This is a genomic window from Streptomyces sp. NBC_01474 (genome assembly GCF_035918215.1).
Lineage (GTDB): Bacteria > Actinomycetota > Actinomycetes > Streptomycetales > Streptomycetaceae > Streptomyces > Streptomyces aureus.
In genome coordinates this window covers 5,388,142-5,409,057 of sequence record NZ_CP109449.1, presented here as the reverse complement: position 1 = coordinate 5,409,057, position 20,916 = coordinate 5,388,142, and the positions used below count along the sequence as shown (strand labels likewise).

14 protein-coding genes are annotated in these 20,916 nt (G+C 70.6%); 6 read left to right on the top strand and 8 right to left on the bottom strand.

All coding sequences use genetic code 11. The annotated features are described in order from the left end of the window. Window positions 1-4: 4 nt before the first annotated feature. The 5 genes from OG758_RS24795 to OG758_RS24775 form a co-directional block, all read right to left on the bottom strand. A complete protein-coding gene (locus OG758_RS24795; protein WP_326711984.1) occupies window positions 5-1,393 on the bottom strand; it encodes an FG-GAP-like repeat-containing protein in 1,389 nt (462 codons plus the stop codon). Between the two features lie 125 nt (window positions 1,394-1,518). Next, the gene (locus OG758_RS24790; protein WP_326711983.1) at window positions 1,519-2,991 is read right to left on the bottom strand and encodes an FG-GAP repeat protein; all 1,473 of its coding nucleotides are present in this window, start codon (window positions 2,989-2,991) and stop codon (window positions 1,519-1,521) included. Between the two features lie 199 nt (window positions 2,992-3,190). Continuing rightward, window positions 3,191-4,567: an FG-GAP repeat protein gene (locus tag OG758_RS24785; RefSeq protein WP_326716023.1), complete on the bottom strand. Its 1,377-nt coding sequence runs from the start codon at window positions 4,565-4,567 to the stop codon at window positions 3,191-3,193. Between the two features lie 131 nt (window positions 4,568-4,698). After that, a complete protein-coding gene (locus OG758_RS24780) occupies window positions 4,699-5,988 on the bottom strand; it encodes an FG-GAP repeat domain-containing protein (protein WP_326711982.1) in 1,290 nt (429 codons plus the stop codon). 225 nt (window positions 5,989-6,213) lie between these two features. Further along, complete coding sequence (locus tag OG758_RS24775) at window positions 6,214-8,496, bottom strand: (Fe-S)-binding protein (RefSeq protein WP_326711981.1); 2,283 nt, start codon at window positions 8,494-8,496, stop codon at window positions 6,214-6,216. A gap of 275 nt (window positions 8,497-8,771) precedes the next feature. Here OG758_RS24775 and OG758_RS24770 point away from each other — a divergent pair, with 275 nt between their 5' ends. From OG758_RS24770 to OG758_RS24750, 5 genes are all read left to right on the top strand, one after another. Beyond that, window positions 8,772-9,800 carry an MraY family glycosyltransferase gene (locus OG758_RS24770; RefSeq protein WP_326711980.1) on the top strand — a complete coding sequence of 343 codons (1,029 nt, stop codon included), beginning with the start codon at window positions 8,772-8,774 and terminating at the stop codon, window positions 9,798-9,800. Window positions 9,801-9,963: 163 nt separating this feature from the next. After that, on the top strand, window positions 9,964-11,817 hold the full coding sequence (gene dnaK, locus OG758_RS24765; RefSeq protein WP_116511850.1) for a molecular chaperone DnaK: 1,854 nt from the start codon (window positions 9,964-9,966) through the stop codon (window positions 11,815-11,817). After that, window positions 11,814-12,512, top strand: a complete 699-nt coding sequence (gene grpE, locus OG758_RS24760) for a nucleotide exchange factor GrpE (RefSeq protein ID WP_326711979.1) — start codon at window positions 11,814-11,816, stop codon at window positions 12,510-12,512. The genes dnaK and grpE overlap by 4 nt, the downstream gene beginning before the upstream one ends. Before the next feature lie 33 nt (window positions 12,513-12,545). Beyond that, window positions 12,546-13,736 carry a molecular chaperone DnaJ gene (gene dnaJ / locus OG758_RS24755; protein ID WP_326711978.1) on the top strand — a complete coding sequence of 397 codons (1,191 nt, stop codon included), beginning with the start codon at window positions 12,546-12,548 and terminating at the stop codon, window positions 13,734-13,736. A 4-nt stretch (window positions 13,737-13,740) separates the two neighbouring features. Next, window positions 13,741-14,205 (top strand): heat shock protein transcriptional repressor HspR, encoded by a 465-nt coding sequence (locus OG758_RS24750; protein ID WP_326711977.1) that lies wholly within the window; start codon window positions 13,741-13,743, stop codon window positions 14,203-14,205. A gap of 372 nt (window positions 14,206-14,577) precedes the next feature. Here OG758_RS24750 and OG758_RS24745 read toward each other — a convergent pair whose 3' ends face one another. Next, the gene (locus OG758_RS24745) at window positions 14,578-16,536 is read right to left on the bottom strand and encodes a PA14 domain-containing protein (RefSeq protein ID WP_326711976.1); all 1,959 of its coding nucleotides are present in this window, start codon (window positions 16,534-16,536) and stop codon (window positions 14,578-14,580) included. Window positions 16,537-17,187: 651 nt separating this feature from the next. Between OG758_RS24745 and OG758_RS24740 the strand changes: the two genes are divergently transcribed. Continuing rightward, complete coding sequence (locus OG758_RS24740) at window positions 17,188-18,315, top strand: sugar ABC transporter substrate-binding protein (RefSeq protein WP_326711975.1); 1,128 nt, start codon at window positions 17,188-17,190, stop codon at window positions 18,313-18,315. A gap of 46 nt (window positions 18,316-18,361) precedes the next feature. Here the strand turns inward: OG758_RS24740 and OG758_RS24735 are convergent, their stop codons facing one another. Then, entirely contained in the window at window positions 18,362-19,816 is a 1,455-nt protein-coding gene (locus OG758_RS24735; RefSeq protein WP_326711974.1) for a hypothetical protein, read from the bottom strand. A 121-nt stretch (window positions 19,817-19,937) separates the two neighbouring features. Further along, window positions 19,938-20,915, bottom strand: coding sequence for a helix-turn-helix transcriptional regulator (locus tag OG758_RS24730; protein ID WP_326711973.1), 978 nt, complete (start codon window positions 20,913-20,915; stop codon window positions 19,938-19,940). Window position 20,916 lies beyond the last annotated feature (1 nt).

Below are 20,916 nucleotides of genomic sequence, written 5' to 3'. Positions count from 1 at the left end.
GGGGTCAGTCGGTGAGTTCGGCCCAGTAGAAGCCGGTGAGTTCCGGGGCCTGGACGAGGAAGGAGCCCGTGCCGGTCGGGCCCGATGCCGCGCCGGGCAGAAGGTAGAGGCGGTTCACCTCGGGGGCGGAGGCGACCAGTTCGGCGCGGCCGTCGCGGTTGAAGTCGCGCAGCTGGACGGAGGCGCCGAGCCAGCCCTCCTCGGTGGTCTCGCCCTCGACGCCCGGCGTGGCGTAGTCGTACCAGCGGGAGTTCGTGCCGGTGACGCCGGAGGAAGTGCCGCGCAGGACGGTGATGCCGCCCGCGCGGAACGGGCCGTCGCCGATCATCTCGCCCTTCACGCCGACGGCCAGGTCCGGATAGCCGTCGCCGTTGGTGTCCGCGGCCGAGACGTCGCTGCCGAAGGAGTCCGTGGATTCCGGGGAGCCCGCGATGCCGGAGGTGGACTGGGTGATCTTCTTGGCGGAGGCGCTGGGGCCGGTGGACGTGCCGGGCAGGATGTAGACCGCGCCGCCGGTGCCGGTGCGCGGGGCGCCGACGGTCAGGTCGCCGTAGCCGTTCTTGTCGTAGTCGGCGATGGTGACCGAGGCCTCCATGAGGGAGGCGGCGGCGGGCAGGCTGACCTTCTTGGTCTTGGTGGGGCCGCTCGACGAACCCTTGTAGAACCAGACGCGGTTGCTGTCGGTGTCCCAGTCGTCGCCGAGGACCGCGAAGTCGGCGGTGCCGTCCTTCGTGACGGTGCCCGCGACGACGCGGTCGGGGGAGATGTTCTCACCGTCGGTCGGGTCGAGGTTGGTGGCGCTGCCGCGCGAGCCCGACTTGGTGAATGGGCCGCGCAGGTACCAGATGTTGTCGTCGTCGACGGCCACGACGTCCTGCTTGCCGTCGGCGTTGAAGTCACCGACGGCGAGGTCCTTGGCGAACCCCTTGTCCGGGTATTTGGGGTTCTTGTACGCGCTGCCGCTGGTCAGGCCGGACGCGGAGCCCCACAGGACGGTGAACGTGCCGTGGTAGCTGCCGTCGTTCTCGCCGGGCGCCGTGGCCATCACGTCGGCGTAGCCGTCGCTGTTGAGGTCGCGTGTGGTGATGTCGGTGCCGAACCCGTCGCCGGCCTCCGCCGAGCCGGGGATGCCGGCGCTGTTCTGGGAGACGGTGGTGCTCCGCGACGCCGGGCCGAGGCCGGTGGCGGAGCCGTACACGACGACGACGGCACCCGCCTTCGAGGCCCCGCCGACCGTGGCACCGCGGTCGCCGACGGCGAGGTCGCGGTACCCGTCGCCGTTGAAGTCGTCCGCGGACGCCGCGGTGGCGGCCGTCGCCGGGGCCGTGAGGGCCGCGGGGGCGAGCAGGCCGGAGGTCACGGCCGCCGCCAGGGCAAGGGCGCGCTTGCGCATGATGTCGGGCTTTCTTGGGGTCAGGGGAGGCCGGGCCCCGCGACGGGGGCGTGGGCTCGGCCGGCTGGGGGTGGTGCATGGGCCCGCACCGAAGAGGTGCGGGCCCAACTGGAGCTAAGGCGACGTCAGTTCGCCGCGTTTCCGCCCAGCTCCGGGTACGCGTCCGTGGAGACGCCCACCGACGTTGCCGAGAGGGAGCGAGATCCCGTCGTGGTGATCTTCGTGCCGTTCGACGGGAGGTAGGTCAGCGCGCCGTTGCCGCTGTTCTCGCCGTACGCGCCGATCGTCAGGTCGGCCTTGCCGTCGCCGGTGACGTCGGTGAGCTTGACCTCGTTGCCGAAGTAGTCCTTCGTCTCGTCCGAGCCGGGGACGCCGGCCGTGGACTGGGCGAAGAACTGGCCGCCGGACTGCGTGTTGATGCCGTTCGCCGAGCCGTAGAGGACCGTCACGGAACCGGTGTCGGTGACGCCGCCCAGGTTCTCGCCGGGGGCGCCGACGACCAGGTCCTGGTAGTTGTCGCCGTTGATGTCGCCGAGGGACAGCTCGCCGCCGAAGTCGTCGCCGCGCTCGGAGCCGCCGGGCACGTTGCCGGTGTCCTGGCTGATGGCGGTGGTGGTGGCGGGGCCGCTCGCCGAGCCGTACGTGATGTTGACCTTGCCGCCGTCGGTCGACTCGGTCGGGTCCGGGGACCCGTCCGTGGGCTCGTCCCACTCCTGGCCGGTCACGATGTCGCCGAAGCCGTCGCCGTTCACGTCGCCGATGTCGGTGATGACGCCGGGCTTCAGCGTCTGCGCCGACGAGGCGACGAGGCCGGACGCGCTGCCGGGGATGTAGTAGTTGGTGTTCCAGCCGTCGCTGGTGTTCGTCTCGAAGCCGTCGACCACGAGGTCGGTGGCGCCGTCGCCGTTCACGTCACCCGCGGTGAGGGTGAGCGGGCCGGTGCCGCTGCCGGACTGGATCGGGGGCTTGAGCGTGTAACGGCCGCCCGCGGTACCGGTCTTGGCGATGCCGCCCTTGTAGACGTAGACCGTGGCGGCCGTGGAGCCGACCGCGAGGTCGTCCTTGCCGTCGCCGTCGAAGTCGCCGGCGGCGAGCGTCTTGCCCCACTGGTCGTGGGAGGAGACGGCGGGGTCCGCGATCGTCGTGCCGCCGGTGAGGCCCGACGGGGAGCCCCACATGATCATGACGGTGCCGCCGTCGGTGTCGCCGTCCACGTCCTCGTAGCGCGCGGACGCGGCCAGGTCGTCGTAGCCGTCGTCGTTGAAGTCGCCGTACGCGCTGACCCAGCCGAAGCCGTCGTTGGTCTCGGCGGTGCCGGGGACGCCCGTCGTGTTCTGGCTGACGGTCTTGCGGGTGGCGGCGTTCAGGCCGTTCGCGGAGCCGTACAGGGCGACGAACTGGCCGGCGCCCTTCTTGCCGCCGACCGTCGCCCAGCCGGCGGAGAACGCGACGTCCCCGATGTGGTCGCCGTTGAAGTCGGCCTCGTGGTGGTGGACGGAGTCGGCCGCGAGGGCCGAGCCCGTGGAGAGTGAGAGCAGTCCGCCCGTCAGCGCGACCGCGGCGGCTGAGGCGAGGGCGATACGTATGTGCTTGTGCATGCGGGATTCTCCTGCAGCATGCGGGGATGCCTGGCGGGCATCCGCAGTCAATGGGGTGCGTTCCGCGGGCGTTTGCCGGGAGTTGTCCCGGGCGTGGCCCTGCGGTTGGCGAACAGGAGACTCGTAGTGGGGCCGGAGGGTTGTATGTGGTTCACAGTTATTTCCGGCCGCCCGGGTTTTCGGTGTTCCCGGGGGCGGTTCAGCGCAGGACCGTCCCGAAGGCGCGCCCCGCTCCGCTCGTCGCCGTCCCGAAGTCCGCGCCGTTGAAGGACGTGGCGTACGACGTGGTGACATACGGGACCGCGCCGCGCAGGACCCAGACGGCGCCCGCGTCGGCCGAGGTGCCGATGTCCTCGCCGTTCGCGCCGATCGCCAGGTCGGCCCGGCTGTTCTTGTTGATGTCCTTGAAGCGCAGGGACGAGCCGAAGTGGTCGCCCGCCTCCGGGACGCCGGGCACCCCGGCCGTGTCCTGGTGGTAGGCACGGCCCGCGCCGAGCCCGCCGGTGCCGCCCTTGAGGACGGTGACGCTGCCCGTCCCTGTGACCGTGCCGACGCTCTCACCGGGCGCGCCCACGGCGACGTCCGCGTACCCGTCGTGGTCGAGGTCGCCGGCGCTCACGGCGGCGCCGAAGCGGTCCTCCGGCTCGTCGGCGCCGGGCACGCCCGCGGAGTCCTGCGTGTACGTCTTCGTGGCCCCGAAGGAGCCCTGCCCGCCGTAGCGCACGGTGACCGAGTTCGCGGCGGCGTTGCCGGTGACGAGGTCCGTGTAGCCGTCGCCGTTCACGTCGGCGGCCGCGACCGCTTCCCGGGTGGCGCGCGGGTCGGCGCCCTCGGCGAGTACGCCCGAGTAGTAGCCGATGTCGCCGACGCCGCCCTTCATGTACACGGTGTAGGGCTTGCCGTCGGCGCGCTCCCCGTAGAGGACGTACGTGTAGCCGTCCTTGGAGAGGAACGTGGCCGCCTCCATGCCCTCCAGGCGGACGCCCTCGGGCAGGAAGTCGACCTCGGGCGCGATGGCGCGGGTCGGGTCCGCGCTCTCCGCGTAGTACCACCAGCTGTCGGAGCTGATCACGGCGAGGTTGGCGGATCCGTCGTCGTCGATGTCGACGAAGGAGGCGGCCTCACCGAAGCGTTCGGTGTCGGTCGTGGGGGAGTTGAGGACCTTGGCGCCCCGGTCGAAGGCCCTGGGGCCGCCCCAGACGATGGTGACGGAGCCCGTGGTGTTGCCGGTGACCCGCTCGCCGGGCGCGCCGACGATCAGGTCGGCGTAGCCGTCGTCGTCCACGTCGCCCGAGGTGACGTTCTCGCCGAACTCGTCCTCCGGCTCGGTGACTCCGGGCACTTTGGCCGTGCTCTGGCTGACGGTCACGGAGCGGGACGGGCTCACGCCGCTCGCGGAGCCGAACGTGACCGTGACGGTGTTCGCGCCCGGGGTGCCGACGGCCAGGTCGCGGTAGCCGTCGCCGTTGAAGTCGTCGTTGAGCGTGGTGGCCGCGGAGGCGGTTCCGGCGAGCGGCAGGGTGAGTCCGGCCGCCGCGACGACGGCGGCACCTGCGGCGATGACGAGCTTGCGCATGCGCACGAGAAGCACTCCCGGGAAATGGGGGGAAGGGTTCCGGGGGTGTGACTCGTGAGGTGAGGGGATGGTTGTGTCCGGGTGGCCGTGCGGTGAACGGCGGATGCGGGTGCCGGGGTGGACGCCGGCTCTCAGAACTCAGCTGTGGAGAAGGTGACTTGGGGCTTCCTGGTCAGGAGCGAACCGCCCTTGACCCCGGGGTACACGGCGATCGTGTCCGTGCTCTCGCCGCGGTACGTGCGGACCACGAGGTCGGCGCGTCCGTCGCCGTCGAGGTCGGTCGCCTGAAGGACCTGGGTGGTGCCGGCGGCCTCGGGAGTGACGGTCACGGCCGCTCTGCCGTTCGCGGGCAGGATCTTCGGGGCCTTCGACGCGCCGCCGGACACGACGAGTTCGGCCACGCCGTCCCCGTCGAAGTCACCCGTGGTGATGGCCGTTCCGGTGGCCTTGAGGGCGGGGGCGCCCGGCCGGGAGAGGGTGACCCCGGAGGCCGTGAGCAGTGCGGTGTCCGCGCCGGCGCCCTTGGTGAAACGGCCGACGGCGAGGCCGAGGCCGGACGGCAGCGCGGCACCGGAACGGGCCGGTCCCTGCGGGCCGCCCAGCACGATCCGGGACGGTGACGAGCCGCCGGAGGTACGGCGCACGAGCAGGTCGTCGTACCCGTCGCGGTCGACGTCGAAGGCGGGGCCCACGGGTACGTTGCCGGGCGCGGTCAGTGGTTTCCCGGCCGCGCGCGGGGCGCCCTTGCGGGTGAAGGGGCCGCGCAGGAAGCTCAGCCGCCCGCCGCTCGCGTGAACCGTGAGGTCGACCGAGCCGTCCCCGTCGAAGTCGCCGCACACCGGCTGGTCCGGCCAGTCGTTGCCGAACCGGGCCTGCGCGGGCACGACGAGTTTCACGCCCCGGTGGGTGAGCCCGCCCGGGCCGCCGAAGAGGATCTGCAGCGGCACCGGCGGCTGCCCCTGCCCGTCGAAGGGCGGATCCGTCGACACGACCAGATCGGTGAAGCCGTCCTTGTCCAGGTCGCAGCTCGCCTCGGAGTCGAACGCGGCGGGAGTCTCGCCCTTGGTGGGTGCCGCGTACTTCGTCGGTCGCAGCAACTGCCGTGCCCCGGGCACGAGTCCGTGCCCCTTCTTCCCGTACACGATCCCGATCCCGGCGTCGTCCCCGAGCCCGTCGTGCACGAGGTCGTCGAGTACGAGGTCGGGGGCGCCGTCGCCATTGAAGTCGTCCGGCACCTTGCTGCCGCGGCCGCGCGGGACGGGGAGTGCGGCGCCGGACTTCCCGGCCATCGCCGCGGGGCGGTGCTTGGCGGCGGGCTTGTCGTCGCCACCGCAGCCGGTGACAGCGGCGGCCATGAGCAGGGTGCACCCCGCCGCCGCCCCGCGTATCGCGGCGCTGCGGCCGCCCCGTATGCCCACCATCGCTTCTGACCCCGCCCGCCTCATGTGCCACTTGACCCGTTCATGATGCCGTTGGGGTGAGGGAGGGGGTAGGGCCGGGGCCTGCCGGTTCGGTCAGGGAGCGCGGCCCTTGTCCCGTAAACGCCCCTCCTGTGTCCTGTGGACGCCCCCCGCGAACGCCGAAGGGGCCGACCGGGTCTCCCCGGTCAGCCCCTCCGCGTACGTCGCTAAGGAACTACGGAACCGCTACTTCACCGGTTCCGGTTCCGGCGCGTCCTCGGTCTCCTCCGAACCCGCCGGGTCGACCGGCGTCTTCACGGAGTCGAGGAGCAGCTGGGCCACGTCGACGACCGTGACGGACTCCTTGGCCTGGCCGTCGTTCTTCTTGCCGTTGACGGAGTCGGTCAGCATGACGAGGCAGAACGGGCAGGCGGTGGAGACGATGTCGGGGTTCAGCGACAGTGCCTCGTCGACACGTTCGTTGTTGATGCGCTTGCCGATCCGCTCCTCCATCCACATCCGCGCGCCGCCGGCGCCGCAGCAGAAGCCGCGTTCCTTGTGGCGGTGCATCTCCTGCTGGCGCAGGCCCGGGACGGCGTCCATGATCTGACGCGGGGGCGTGTAGATCTTGTTGTGACGGCCCAGGTAGCACGGGTCGTGGTAGGTGATCAGACCCTCGACCGGGGTGACGGGGATGAGCTTGCCCTCGTCGATGAGGTGCTGCAGCAGCTGGGTGTGGTGGATTACTTCGTAATCGCCGCCGAGCTGCGGGTACTCGTTGCCGATGGTGTTGAGGCAGTGCGGGCAGGTCGCGACGATCTTCTTCGCGGACTTCGGCTTCGCCGACTCGGCGACGACCTTGCCGTCGTCGTCGAGTTCCTCGCCGAACGCCATGTTCAGCGCCATGACGTTCTCCTGGCCGAGCTGCTGGAACAGCGGCTCGTTGCCGAGGCGGCGCGCGGAGTCACCGGTGCACTTCTCGTCGCCGCCCATGATCGCGAACTTGACGCCCGCCATGTGGAGCAGCTCCGCGAAGGCCTTGGTGGTCTTCTTCGCGCGGTCCTCCAGCGAGCCGGCGCAGCCGACCCAGTAGAGGTACTCGACCTCGGTGAGGTCCTCGATGTCCTTGCCGACGACCGGGACCTCGAAGTCGAGCTCCTTGAGCCACTCCAGGCGCTGCTTCTTCGCCAGGCCCCAGGGGTTGCCCTTCTTCTCCAGGTTCTTGAGCATCGTGCCCGCCTCGGACGGGAACGCGGACTCGATCATCACCTGGTAGCGGCGCATGTCGACGATGTGGTCGATGTGCTCGATGTCCACCGGGCACTGCTCGACGCAGGCGCCGCAGGTGGTGCAGGACCACAGGACGTCCGGGTCGATGACGCCGTTCTCTTCGAGGGTGCCGATCAGCGGCCGCTCGGCCTCCGCGAGAGCCGCGGCCGGAACATCCGCCAGCTGCTCGGCACTCGCCTTCTCCTCGCCCTCCATCGACTTGCCGCCACCGGCGAGCAGGTAGGGGGCCTTGGCGTGCGCGTGGTCGCGCAGCGACATGATCAGGAGCTTCGGCGAGAGCGGCTTGCCGGTGTTCCACGCGGGGCACTGCGACTGGCAACGCCCGCACTCGGTGCAGGTGGAGAAGTCCAGCAGACCCTTCCAGGAGAACTGCTCGACCTGGCTGACACCGAAGACGTCGTCCTCGCCCGGGTCCTCGAAGTCGATCTCCTTGCCACCGCTGGTCATCGGCTGCAGCGCGCCGAGCGCCGTACCGCCGTCCGCCTCACGCTTGAACCAGATGTTCGGGAACGCGAGGAAGCGGTGCCAGGCGACACCCATGTCGGTCTTCAGGGCGACCGTGATCATCCAGATGAAGGAGGTCGCGATCTTCAGCCCGGCGAAGAAGTACGTGAGGTTCTGCAGCGTGGAGACGTCCATGCCGCGGAACCAGGAGACGACCGGGTACGAGACGAAGAACGAGGCCTCGTAAGCGTCCACATGGTGCTGGGCGCCCTCCAGGGCGTGCAGCGTGAAGATGCAGATGCCGACGATGAGGATGACGGCCTCGACGAAGTACGCCTGGCCGGTGTTCGAGCCGGCGAAGCGGGACTTGCGCCCCGGCCGGTCCGGCCGGTTCAGCTGCCGGATGACGATCAGCGTCAGGATCCCGAGGGCCGTCATCGTGCCGAGGAACTCGACGAAGACGTTGTACGGGGCCCATTCACCGATGATCGGGAGCAGCCAGTCGGCCTGGAAGAGCTGGCCGATGGCGTTCACGATCGTCAGCAGCAGCGAGAAGAAGCCCACCGCCACGAACCAGTGCGCCACACCTACGATGCCCCAGCGGTTCATCCGGGTGTGGCCGAGGAACTCCTTGGCCACCGTCACGGTGCGCTGTACGGGTTCGTCGGTGCGGGTGCCGGCGGGGACGTTCTGGCCGAGCCGCATGAAGCGGTAGATCTGCGCGATGGCTCGGACGAACAGTGCGACGCCGACCACGATCAGGACCAGCGACACGATGATCGCGGCGAGTTGCATTCGGGGGCTCCTCGGGCCTGCGAGGGTGGATATTCAGCGATTACTAAGCGGTAACTTATTTCAGTCCATGCTGAGACTACCCACTTGTGTGGCCGCACTGTAGCCAGCCGGGCGGTGATCTGCGTCGCTGAGGCCACCCTGGGTCGACAGCGAAAGCGGATCGTGTTATTCACCCCATATTGCGACATAAGCGACTAGCTTATGAAGGTCTCCGGCCGGGCGTGCCCCTCCGGTGTCACCCCGATACCGCAAACCGAGCTGACGGGACGTCCGCCGTGTCCTACGGGATCGCCGCCGCCGCGACCGCCCTGCTGGTGGCCTCCGCCCTCACCGCCCTGCTGCGAATCGTCGCCCTGCGCACCGGATTCACCGTCCGGCGGATCGGCCGCACGGGGCGGCGGACGCCGCGCCTGGGGGGCGCCGCCGTCGCCACAGTGACGGCCGCCGTCACCACCGTCGGAGCCTCGACCGGGCTGGCCCCGCTCGACTCCGGCACGCTCACGCTGCTGATCGCGGCCGGGGCCGTCGCCGCGCTCGGGTTCCTCGACGACGTGCGCCCGGTGGGGGCGCGGGCCCGCGTCGTCGTCGAGGCGGGGGCGGCGACCTTCGTCGTGCACGCCGCTCAACTGGGCTTTCTCGTCGGCGCGTTGGCCGTCCTGTGGATGGTCTTCGTCACCAACGCCTGTCGGCTCATCGACACCTCGGACGGCGTGCTCGGCACCGTCGCCGTCGTGACCGCGCTCGGCCTGAGCGCCTGCGCCGCCGCCGGAGGGCTCGGCCCGCTCGCCGCGGTCCTCGGGGTGCTCGCGGCGGCGCTCACCGGGTTCCTCATGCACAACTGGTACCCCGCTCGGATGCACCTGGGGGGCTGCGGGGCCCTGTTCACGGGCTTCCTCCTGGCGTCCGCGGCGGTCCTGGTGAACGCGGGCGCCGAGGCGCTCCCCGGCGCGGGCTCGCTGTTCGCCGTGACGGTCGTGGTGACCGCGGACGCGGCCCTGGTGGCGGTGTCGCGGCGGCGCGCGGGGCGGCCTCTGCTCCAGGGCGGCGCGGACCACATCGCCCACCGGCTCCGCCGGCTCGGCCTCACCCCGACGGGCGTGGCGGTGGTGCTCGGTGTCGCGTCGCTGGCCGGTGCGGTGACCGCGCTCCTGCTGCACGACGGGACGCTGGGCCCGCTGGGCGCGCTGTGGCCGGTCTGCGCGGCGGCCGGGTCGGTCGCCGGGCTGCTGCGGGTGCCGGTCTACGGGGTGCGGCGGCGCGGTCAGCGGCCCGTACGGACCGCTGTGGTGGACGTCGCACGATAGTGACGAAGGCTCCGGCATAGCGGCTGACCAGCGCAGATGCCCTGGCTGCCCATAAGGGCCACATAAAAGTTGAGTCTGCTCGACTCAGCTCTGTTGACCGAACAGCGGTCGTCATGCATCCTTGAGCCAGATCCACTCAAGTAGTCATGCTGGAGGAATTGAAATGGCACGTGCGGTCGGCATCGACCTGGGCACGACTAACTCCGTCGTCAGCGTTCTCGAAGGCGGCGAGCCCACCGTCATCACCAACGCCGAAGGCGCCAGGACCACGCCGTCCGTCGTCGCCTTCGCCAAGAACGGTGAGGTGCTCGTCGGAGAGGTCGCGAAGCGCCAGGCGGTCACCAACGTCGACAGGACGATCCGTTCGGTCAAGCGCCACATGGGCACTGACTGGAAGATCGAGATCGACGGCAAGAGCTTCAACCCGCAGCAGATGAGCGCCTTCATCCTGCAGAAGCTGAAGCGCGACGCCGAGGCGTACCTGGGCGAGAAGGTCGCGGACGCGGTCATCACCGTCCCGGCGTACTTCAACGACTCCGAGCGCCAGGCGACGAAGGAGGCCGGCGAGATCGCCGGTCTGAACGTCCTGCGCATCGTCAACGAGCCGACGGCCGCCGCCCTGGCCTACGGTCTCGACAAGGACGACCAGACCATCCTCGTCTTCGACCTCGGTGGCGGCACCTTCGACGTGTCGCTCCTCGAGATCGGCGACGGCGTCGTCGAGGTGAAGGCCACGAACGGCGACAACCACCTCGGTGGTGACGACTGGGACCAGCGCGTCGTCGACTACCTGGTCAAGCAGTTCAACAACGGCCACGGCGTGGACCTGTCCAAGGACAAGATGGCGCTCCAGCGCCTGCGCGAGGCCGCCGAGAAGGCGAAGATCGAGCTCTCGTCCTCGACCGAGACCACGATCAACCTGCCCTACATCACGGCGTCCGCCGAGGGCCCGCTGCACCTGGACGAGAAGCTCACGCGCGCCCAGTTCCAGCAGCTCACGTCCGACCTTCTGGAGCGCTGCAAGACGCCGTTCCACAACGTCATCAAGGACGCGGGCATCCAGCTCTCCGAGATCGACCACGTCGTTCTCGTCGGTGGCTCGACCCGTATGCCCGCCGTCGCGGAGCTCGTCAAGGAGCTGACCGGCGGCCAGGACGCCAACAAGGGCGTGAACCCGGACGAGGTCGTCGCCATCGGCGCCGCCCTGCAGGCCGGTGTCCTCAAGGGTGAGGTCAAGGACGTCCTGCTCCTCGACGTGACCCCGCTGTCCCTCGGCATCGAGACCAAGGGAGGGATCATGACGAAGCTCATCGAGCGCAACACCACGATCCCGACCAAGCGTTCCGAGATCTTCACGACGGCCGAGGACAACCAGCCGTCCGTGCAGATCCAGGTCTACCAGGGCGAGCGCGAGATCGCGGCGTACAACAAGAAGCTCGGGATGTTCGAGCTCACCGGTCTGCCGCCGGCCCCGCGTGGTGTCCCGCAGATCGAGGTCGCCTTCGACATCGACGCCAACGGCATCATGCACGTGACCGCGAAGGACCTGGGCACGGGCAAGGAGCAGAAGATGACCGTCACCGGCGGCTCCTCGCTGCCGAAGGACGAGGTCGACCGGATGCGCCAGGAGGCCGAGCAGTACGCGGACGAGGACCACCGTCGCCGCGAGGCCGCCGAGACGCGCAACCAGGGCGAGCAGCTCGTCTACCAGACGGAGAAGTTCCTCAAGGACAACGAGGACAAGGTCCCGGGCGAGGTCAAGACCGAGGTCGAGGAGTCGCTCACCGAGCTGAAGGAGAAGCTCAAGGGCGAGGACACGGCCGAGATCCGCACCGCCACCGAGAAGGTCGCCGCCGTCTCGCAGAAGCTGGGCCAGGCCATGTACGCCGACGCCCAGGGCGCGCAGGCCGCGGGCGGTCCCGAGGCCGGTGCCCCGGGTGACGGGCAGAAGGCCGCTGACGACGACGTCGTCGACGCCGAGATCGTCGACGAGGACCGTAAGGACGGTGCCGCGTGACGGAGGAGACCCCGGGCTTCAGCGAGAGCGACGAGCCTGACGTCCCCTCCGGCGCCACCCCCGACGACGCCGAGCCGAAGGCCGCTCCCTCGCCCGACAAGGGCGAGGGGGCGGCCCCGGCCGGGGACGCAGCAGCAGGAGCCGCTTCGGCGGTTCAGAACGTAGGCCTGACGGCCCAGCTGGACCAGGTACGCATGGCGCTCGGTGAGCGCACCGCGGACCTCCAGCGGCTCCAGGCCGAGTACCAGAACTACCGTCGCCGCGTGGAGCGGGACCGGGTCACGGTCAAGGAGGTCGCGGTCGCGGGCCTCCTGACCGAACTGCTCCCCGTACTCGACGACATCGGCCGTGCCCGTGAGCACGGAGAGCTGGTCGGCGGCTTCAAGTCGGTCGCCGAGTCGCTCGAGGTGGTCGCCGCCAAGATGGGGCTCCAGCAGTTCGGCAAGGAGGGCGAGCCCTTCGACCCGACGATCCACGAGGCCCTGATGCACTCGTACGCGCCGGACGTCACCGAGACGACCTGCGTCGCGATCCTGCAGCCGGGCTACCGGATCGGCGAGCGCACCATCCGCCCCGCGCGGGTGGCGGTGGCCGAGCCGCAGCCCGGGGCCCAGCCGGCCAAGGGCGAGTCCTCCAAGGGCGGGGAATCGGCTGCCGCCGACGACAAGGAGAGCGGTGGCCCGGACGAGGGCTGACGTCAGTAAGCAGCGAGAGGAGGGACGTCGAGGATGAGCACGAAGGACTTCATCGAGAAGGACTACTACAAGGTCCTCGGCGTCCCCAAGGACGCCACCGACGCCGAGATCAAGAAGGCGTACCGCAAGCTCGCCCGTGAGAACCACCCCGACGCCAACAAGGGCAACCTCAAGGCGGAGGAGCGCTTCAAGGAGATCTCCGAGGCGAACGACGTCCTCGGCGACCCCAAGAAGCGCAAGGAGTACGACGAGGCGCGCGCCCTGTTCGGCAACGGCGGATTCCGTCCGGGGCCGGGCGGGGCGGGCGGCGGCACCTTCAACTTCGACCTGGGCGACCTCTTCGGAGGCGGCCCCCAGGGCGGTACGGCAGGGGGTGCCGGCGGGTTCGGCGGCGGACTCGGGGACGTCTTCGGCGGCCTGTTCAACCGGGGCGGCGCGGGCACCGGCACGCGCACGCAGCCGCGCCGCGGCCAGGACATCGAGTCCGAGGTCACACTCAGTTTCACCGAGGCGGTCGACGGGGCGACGGTGCCGCTGCGCATGTCGTCGCAGGCGCCCTGCAAGGCCTGTTCCGGCACCGGCGACAAGAACGGCACACCGCGCGTGTGCCCGACCTGCGTCGGCACGGGCCAGGTCTCGCGCGGTGGCGGCGGCGGTTTCTCGCTGACCGACCCGTGCGTGGACTGCAAGGGCCGCGGCCTGATCGCGGAGACACCCTGTGAGGTCTGCAAGGGCTCGGGCCGTGCGAAGTCCTCCCGGACGATGCAGGTCCGCATCCCGGCCGGCGTCTCGGACAACCAGCGCATCCGGCTGCGCGGCAAGGGCGCGCCGGGCGAGCGCGGCGGCCCCGCGGGCGACCTGTACGTGGTCGTGCACGTGGACTCCCACCCGGTCTTCGGCCGCAAGGGCGACAACCTCACGGTCACCGTGCCGGTCAGCTATCCGGAGGCCGTGCTCGGGGGCGAGGTCAAGGTCCCCACGCTCGGCGGGCCCCCGGTCACGCTCAAGCTGCCCCCGGGCACGCCGAACGGGCGGACGATGCGGGCCCGCGGCAAGGGCGCTGTCCGCAAGGACGGCACCCGTGGCGATCTGCTCGTCACGGTGGAAGTCTCGGTCCCCACGGATCTGACCGACACCGCGAAGGACGCCCTCGAGGCGTACCGGAAGGCGACTGCGGACAGCGATCCGCGGGCAGAACTGTTCCAGGCCGCGAAGGGAGCATGAGCGTATGGACGGCCGTCGACGACAGAGTTCCTTTGTTGGCAGGGCCTATGAGCTGACCGACGAGACTCCGGTCTATGTCATCTCGGTGGCCGCCCAGCTCAGCGGGCTGCATCCGCAGACCCTGCGCCAGTACGACCGTCTCGGCCTGGTCTCCCCGGACCGTACGGCCGGGCGCGGCAGGCGCTACTCGGCCCGCGACATCGAACTGCTCCGCCAGGTGCAGCAGCTGTCGCAGGACGAGGGCATCAACCTCGCGGGCATCAAGCGCATCATCGAACTGGAGAACCAGGTCGCTGCGCTGCAGGCCCGGGTGGCCGAGCTGTCCTCCGCGGTGGAGGGCGCGGCCGCCGCGATGCAGCAGCGCGAGGCGGCCGTCCACGCCTCCTACCGGCGGGACCTGGTCCCGTACCAGGAGGTCCAGCAGACGAGCGCGCTGGTCGTGTGGCGGCCGAAGCGGCCGCAGGACTGACCTATGTGCGACTGACCTGTGTACATACGTGAAGGGGCCCGGAGGCTGTCACCTCCGGGCCCCTTCGTGTGCGCCTACCGTCCTGCCGTCCGCCACAGTGCCACCACGAGTGCGGCGCAGGGCGTCAGCGCCGCCAGCGGCCGGCGCGAGCACCTGTTCGGCCACGCCGGGAGAGCGGGGCCTGAGCATGATCTGCCGGAAGGGGACGCCCACCCAATCCCTCGCCGGCCGCCCAGGTCCCAGGCGCTCTGAGCGTGGTGGAGGCGATGGTTCGGCGTTGGCCGAGGGCCTGAGCGCGGCCCGGGTCCTGGCCCTGGCGTCGCGAGGGGCCCCGGAGGTGTCGACTTCCGGGGCCCCGTCGTGCCTTGGCTCTCAGCCGACCTTGAAGGTGATGGTCGCGGGCCGTCCGTAGCGCCCGTACGCGTCACTCGTCTCGGCCTGCACCGTGTAGGGGCCGATGGCGGTCGCGCGCCACGTCAGTGCGGGGCCGGTGGTGTTCTTCACGAACCCGTCCGGACCGCTGACCACCCATCGGTAGCCGACCGCCACATGGCCCGGCTGCGCCGCGGGTGTCGCCGTGACAGTGACGTCCTGTCCGTAGCCGTGCCCAGCGCAGTCGTTCACGGTGCACTCCGTGAACGGCGCGGACAGGGTCAAGGCCGGGGCCGCGGGCGCGTCCGGGGTGGCCGGGGTCCGGCGCTGCAGCGCGGCGGTGTCCGACGGAGCTGAGTCGACGCCGTCTCGGTCGACGGTGGTCACGTAGTACCAGGAGTCGCCCGCCGGGGCCGTCGTGTCGTCGAAGACCAGGGCGGTGACCGGCCGCGGGGTCAGCAGGGTCCAGGCCCCGTTCGGGTCCGTGCGGCGGTACACGCGGTAGTCGATGCTGTCGGCCGACGGCCAGGACAGTCGGGTCGCGCTGTCCAGCGGGAGTGCGGTCGGGGTGCCGGGCGCGGCCAGTGCGGAGGCCGCCGGGCGCACGGCCGTCGTCGGCTCCGAGGCCGGGGAGATGTTCCCATCGGTGTCGACCGCGTACACCCGGTACTCGGTGTGGACGCCGACTGCCGCCGTGGCGTCCAGGTATGAGGTGCCGAGAACGATTCGAGGCCCGGCGGGGTCGGTGCCCTCCGGCGTCGTCACCCATACCTCGTAGTGCGCGGTGTCGTCCGTGCCCGCCTGCCAGCTGACGCTGTTGCCCGCCGTGGTGGCGTCCGCGGTGACGCCCTGCACCTGATCGGGCGGGGTGCTGTCGGGAGCGCCCGTGTCGGCGGTGGCGGACGGGGCGGAGACATTGCCTGCGGCGTCGCGCGCGACGACCCGGTAGTACCAGCGGTGTGTGGTGGCGAAGGAGGGCGTGTCGCGGAAGGACGGGTCGGTCAGCCAATCGGACACGGCGGTGTACGTCCCGCCCGCCGTGGCCGAGCGGAGCACCTGGTAGGCGGCGGCGCCGGTGGCCGTCTGCCAGTCCACCCTGACGGCGCCGCCCTCGATCCGCGTGGCCTTCAGGCCGCCGGGAGCGCCCGGTGCGAGCTTGTCGACGGTGGTGATGCCCTGCTCGGTGGTGGCGGCGGAGCGGTTGGCTGCCTTGTCGATGGCCCGGACGCGGTAGAAGTACTTCGTGCCGTCGGCGGGTGGGGTGTCGCTGTAGGCGGTGCTGGTGGCGGTGAGGTCTCCGCTGATGTTCGTCCAGGTGGTGGAGGCGGCAGGACGTCGGTACACGCGGTACCCGCCCAGGTCCATCTCCACGTTCTTGCCCCAACTCACCGCGGTTTTCCTGGTGTCGGTGCTGTAGGCGACTTTCGTCCCGGACGGCGTGCGCGGGGCCGTACCGTCGACCGATGCAGAGGTGCGGGGCGTGTAGGCGAACGTGACGTTCGCGGCGCCGGTCCAGTTGACGAAGTCGACGCGGAGCGTGTGTCTGCCGGAGGGGACGGTGACATTCACGGTCTTGCTCTGGGTCGTGGAGACGTTCTTCCACACGTCGACCTTGCGGACGCCGTCGACATACACGCGGATGCCGTCCCGCGTGGCGGCGGCGAAGGAGAAGGGCCCGCCCGAGCCGAAGTCGCGTGTCACGCTCCAGCGCACGCCGAAGCTGTTCGTGGGCAGGCCGGAAGCGGGAGCGCCGGTGCCCCAGTCCTGGTCGATCTTCGAGTCGCAGTCCGTCCTCTTCGGCGTACCGGAGAAGCTGGTGTTGGCGAAGAACTCCCGCTTGAAGACGGGCGAGGCGCAGGTGACCGCTGCGGCGTCGGCAGCCGGGGCGACGGCGCAGAGCAGCCCGCCCGCGGTGGCTGCTATCACGGTCGCGGCTGCGATGGGTCTGGCGGATGTCATGACGATCAAGACATGCGAGGGGGTCTCGGGGTTGTACGCCTCGGGAGGGCGGGATGACGGGGTGAGGGAGGACGCGGGCCGCGCGCCGTCGACCCGCCGTTCCCGGCCGGCATCACCCGCGACGCGATCACGGCCGGCGAACCGCGGCGCGCACGCCGTGAAGGCCGCGGCTGCCGGGGCGATCACCGTGGCGAGCACTCCGGGCCGCGGTTTCCCGGGAGCACGCTCCAGAACTGCGCTACCTGTGACCACGCCCACCGGGGTCCGGAACCAGGCTGCTGTCCGGGCTGCCGGCTCACGTCGGCCGAAGGCGACCTGGTCGTCCTGAAGAGCTCCTGACCGGCGCGGACGAGCCGCCGGAGACAGGGCGCGGGAGTCGTGAAGGTCCTGGGGAGGGGGCCGGGACGAGACGCGGAGGGTATGTGTTCAACCCGTGAGTTTGCTCACGGTGACGGCGGACCTGGCGCGGTAGAAGCCCTGTGGCCTGTGCGGCGTCTGGGGTTACCCGGAGTACGTCTGAATTCACCACTGGAACGCATCGACCTGTTTCCGTCTCGTTAGGGATTCACCTCTTGACGCTGCGTGTTGGGCGGAGTTGGCTTCCAGCCACCTCGGCCGCAACGACGCGGTCACTTCAGGGAGGTAGAGAAAGTGAATCCGCGTACGAAGCGCGCCGCTCTTGTCGGTGTGGCGTCCGCCATGGCCGTGGCCCTCAGCGGGTGCGGCAGCAGCTGGCTCGAGCCGGAGAGCGACTCCGCGGGCAAGGCGTCCGCCCGGCAGAACATGGACCTGAAGATAGGCGTGCTCCTGCCGGAGAAGGAGACCGCGCGCTACGAGAAGTTCGACTATCCGCACATCAAGAAGGAAGTCGAGGACCTCACCAGCGGCAAGGGCCGGGTCCTCTACGCCAACGCGGAACAGAACGCGAAGCGCCAGGAGAGACAGGTCGACCAGATGATCGCCGACCGGGTCGACGTACTGATCCTCGACGCGGTCGACTCCCGGTCCATCGCGGGATCGGTCAAGAAGGCCAAGGACGCGGGCATCCCCGTCATCGCCTACGACCGCCTGGCCGAGGGCCCCGTCGACGGCTATGTGTCGTTCGACAGCGACCAGGTCGGCCATGTGCAGGGCATGGCGCTCCTCAAGGCCCTGGGTAGCAAGGCGTCCAAGAACAGCCGGATCGTCATGATGAACGGCTCGGTCACCGACCCGAACGCCGCGCTCTACAAGGACGGCGCCCTCGCCGAGCTCAAGGACCAGGTGACGATCTCGAAGTCGTACGACACCAAGGACTGGAAGCCGGAGAACGCGCGGGCCAACATGGCGCTCGCGATCGAGGCCATCGGCGCGCAGAACATCGCCGGTGTCTACTCCGCGAACGACGGCATGGCGGGCGGCATCATCACCGCGCTCAAGGCCGCCGGTGTCACCCACCTCCCGCCGGTGACCGGCCAGGACGCCGAACTCGCCGCCGTGCAGCGCATCGTGACGGGCGACCAGTACATGACGGTCTACAAGCCGTATCCCGAAGAGGCCTCCACCGCCGCGCAGATGGCGGTCCTCATCGCGCAGCAGCGTGGCATCGAGTTCGACGCGCTCGCGAAGGACCGCGTCGACAGCCCCACCACCCCCAACGTCCCCTCGCTCCTGGTCCAGGTCGTCCCGATGACCCAGAGCAACATCAAGTCGACGGTGGTCAAGGACGGGATCTACAAGGTCGGGGACATCTGCTCGGCGAAGTACGCGGCGGACTGTGCGCGGATCGGGCTGAAGTAGGCCGGCGGACGGCACGGCGCCCCTCGGTCCGGGGCGCCGTGTCGGATCAGCTGCCGGAGATCGTGAACTCGGCCGTGTTGTTGGCCAGGCGAGGGTCGAAGGCCGAGATGCGCAGATCCGGGTTGTCGTTGCGCGTAGCGACCGAACCCTTCGCGCCGCCGTCCACGACGCGGTCGACGCGCAGGGTGAAGTCGAATGTCGAACGGGCCTTCTCCCAGAGCAGGATCGGCGTCCGGCACGTGTACAGGCCGGGGCCCGTCTCGTCACAGCCGGCGGGCTTGCGGGTGACGGTCGTGCCCTCCGGGAGGCGCACGTCGATCGTGGCGACGGGTTCGCCGGCACCGAGCGAGGCCACCCACGCCGGGCCGCGGTTCTTCACCCCGACTCGGGCCTTGACCGTGTCACCGGGCGTGACGGAAGTGATGTCGCGCGCGACGGCGACGAGGTCGGCCTTGTTGTCGGCGGTGATCTGCGTGGAGCGGTAGTTGTCGCCGGTGTTCAGGTCGGGCTCGGCCGCGGCGCTCAGCGCGCGGGCCGCGGGAACGGCGGCAGGGACGAGGTCGTCCCCCGTCCCCTGCACGAACGGCCGCCCGGCGAGGGCCTGCTGGTACGCCTCGTCCGAGTACGGGTCGACCGAGTAGTCGAACCGTTCGTACAGCGCTGCGCTCGTCGCACGGACCGCGCCGGCCGCCGACAGGTCGTACTCCTGGCCCGGCTCGACGGGCTGGTCGAGCACGCAGACGGCGGTGGTGCCGGACTGGTTGGCCGTCGCGTCGTCGTCGAGATAGGTGCAGTTGCCGAAGCGCTGCGAGAGGTCCAGGCCGTGCGAGGCGAAGAGGGTGAGGAGGGTGCGGTCGGCGGCGCGGTTGCCGTGGTTGGTCAGCCGGATCGGCTGCGCGAGGTCGGTGCCGGGCCGCACGCCGGTGCGGTACGGGAGCTGGCTGACGCCGAGGTCGGGGCCGTCTCCGAGGCTGATCGCGGTGTCGGCGGGGTAGCCGGTGAGCGGGCCGAACGAGCTGTCCGCGGTGGCGGTGAAGTGCAGGGTGCCGGTGGCGTCGGCGGGTGCGCCCGCGGCGGCCCGCAGGCCGATCCCGGCGACGCCCACGTACTGGCCGCCGCTGTCCAGGGAGCCGAAGTCGCAGGTCGCGGTGGCCTGGTCGGCGGCCGGGGTGCAGGTGGCGGGCCAGGTCACGTCGGCCACGCCCGCCAGCTCGGACGCGTCGACGGTGAGCCGGCCGCCCGTCACGGAGTTGTGCGTGTTGTCGTGCCCGATTTTGACGTCGATCGTGTTCGCCGTCGCGCTGCCGTCGGCCGCGGCGGCGGGCAGCACGAGGTCGTACGGCGCCGCGATCCAGAGCGCGTCCGTCTCCGGCTCGTCGGCGCTCGCGGGCGCGATGGATCCGAGGGCGAGGACGGCGCCGGTGACCAGGGCGAGCGGTATGCGGCGGCGCGTCAGTGCGAGTCTGCGACCGGGGGCCCGATGGGCCTGAACTGCCTGCATGTGTCGTTCTTCTCCCTGTGCCGAGGTACGGGCGGACGGGAGTTGGACCTGCGGGGGCGGGGGTTGGTTGTACGGAGATCCACTTCGCCCGTTCGAGGGCGGCCGGAGCCTTTGACGGAGGTCAGCGGTCCGGCTCCAGCATCCCGGACTGGCCGATGAGATAGCCCAGTTGGGCCCGGCTGTCGCTGCCGAGCGTGCTGGCGAGTTTCGCGATGTGGACGCGGACCGTGCGAATGTTCATGCCGAGGCGTTCGGCGATGACGGCGTCGGTGTGACCCTCGATGAGGAGGGCGGCGATGGTGAGCTGGCGGGAGGTGACGCCGTCCTTCGCCGGGGGCTGCCGCGCGGCGACGGGGAACATGGGTGTGGCCAGCCGCCACAGCCGCTCGAACGTCGTCATGAGGTAGGAGATGAGGGCGGGGTGGCGTATCTCCAGGGCCACGGTGCGGTCCGTGTTGGCCGGGATGAACGCGACGGTCCGGTCGAGCAGGACGAGGCGCTCGGTGACCTCGTCGAGGGTGCGGACCGCCACGTCGCCGCGCAGCTGTTCGTAGTGGGCCAGCACGGCGGGGGAATGCCGCGAGGTGTGCTGGTAGAGGGTGCGCATCCGGCATCCCCGGGCCAGGAGTTCCTGCTCGATCGGGCGGGCCGCGGCAAGGCCGGCGGGAGGGCGCCCGCCACCGGGCTGGATGGTGAGGAGCTCCTGGGTGGCGACCGCGCTGGCTTCGCCGATCGCGTCGTTGATCCGCTGGGACCCCAACAGCACATGGATCATCGGCGAGTTCTGGAAGGACGCCCGCTCGGCGTCGAGCGCCATGAGCGGTGCGAACGCCTTGGCCAGTTTCGCCTCTCGGTGCCGCTGGTGCGCGATCTCGTCCTCGATACCCCCCAGCAGTCCCGGCAGGGCCACGGAGGGCGGCACGGGGCGCTGCCACCGGGAGTCGTCCGGATCCGCGCGCAGCAGCCCGATGTCGAGGAGGCACGGAACGGCCGCGGCGTCCTCGTCCTTCACGCGGCCCTCGCGCAGGGCCCGGGAGTAGAGCGCCGTACCGGCGGCGCACAACTCCTCGGCTCCGTGAGTGTGGGCCTCGGCAGTCACG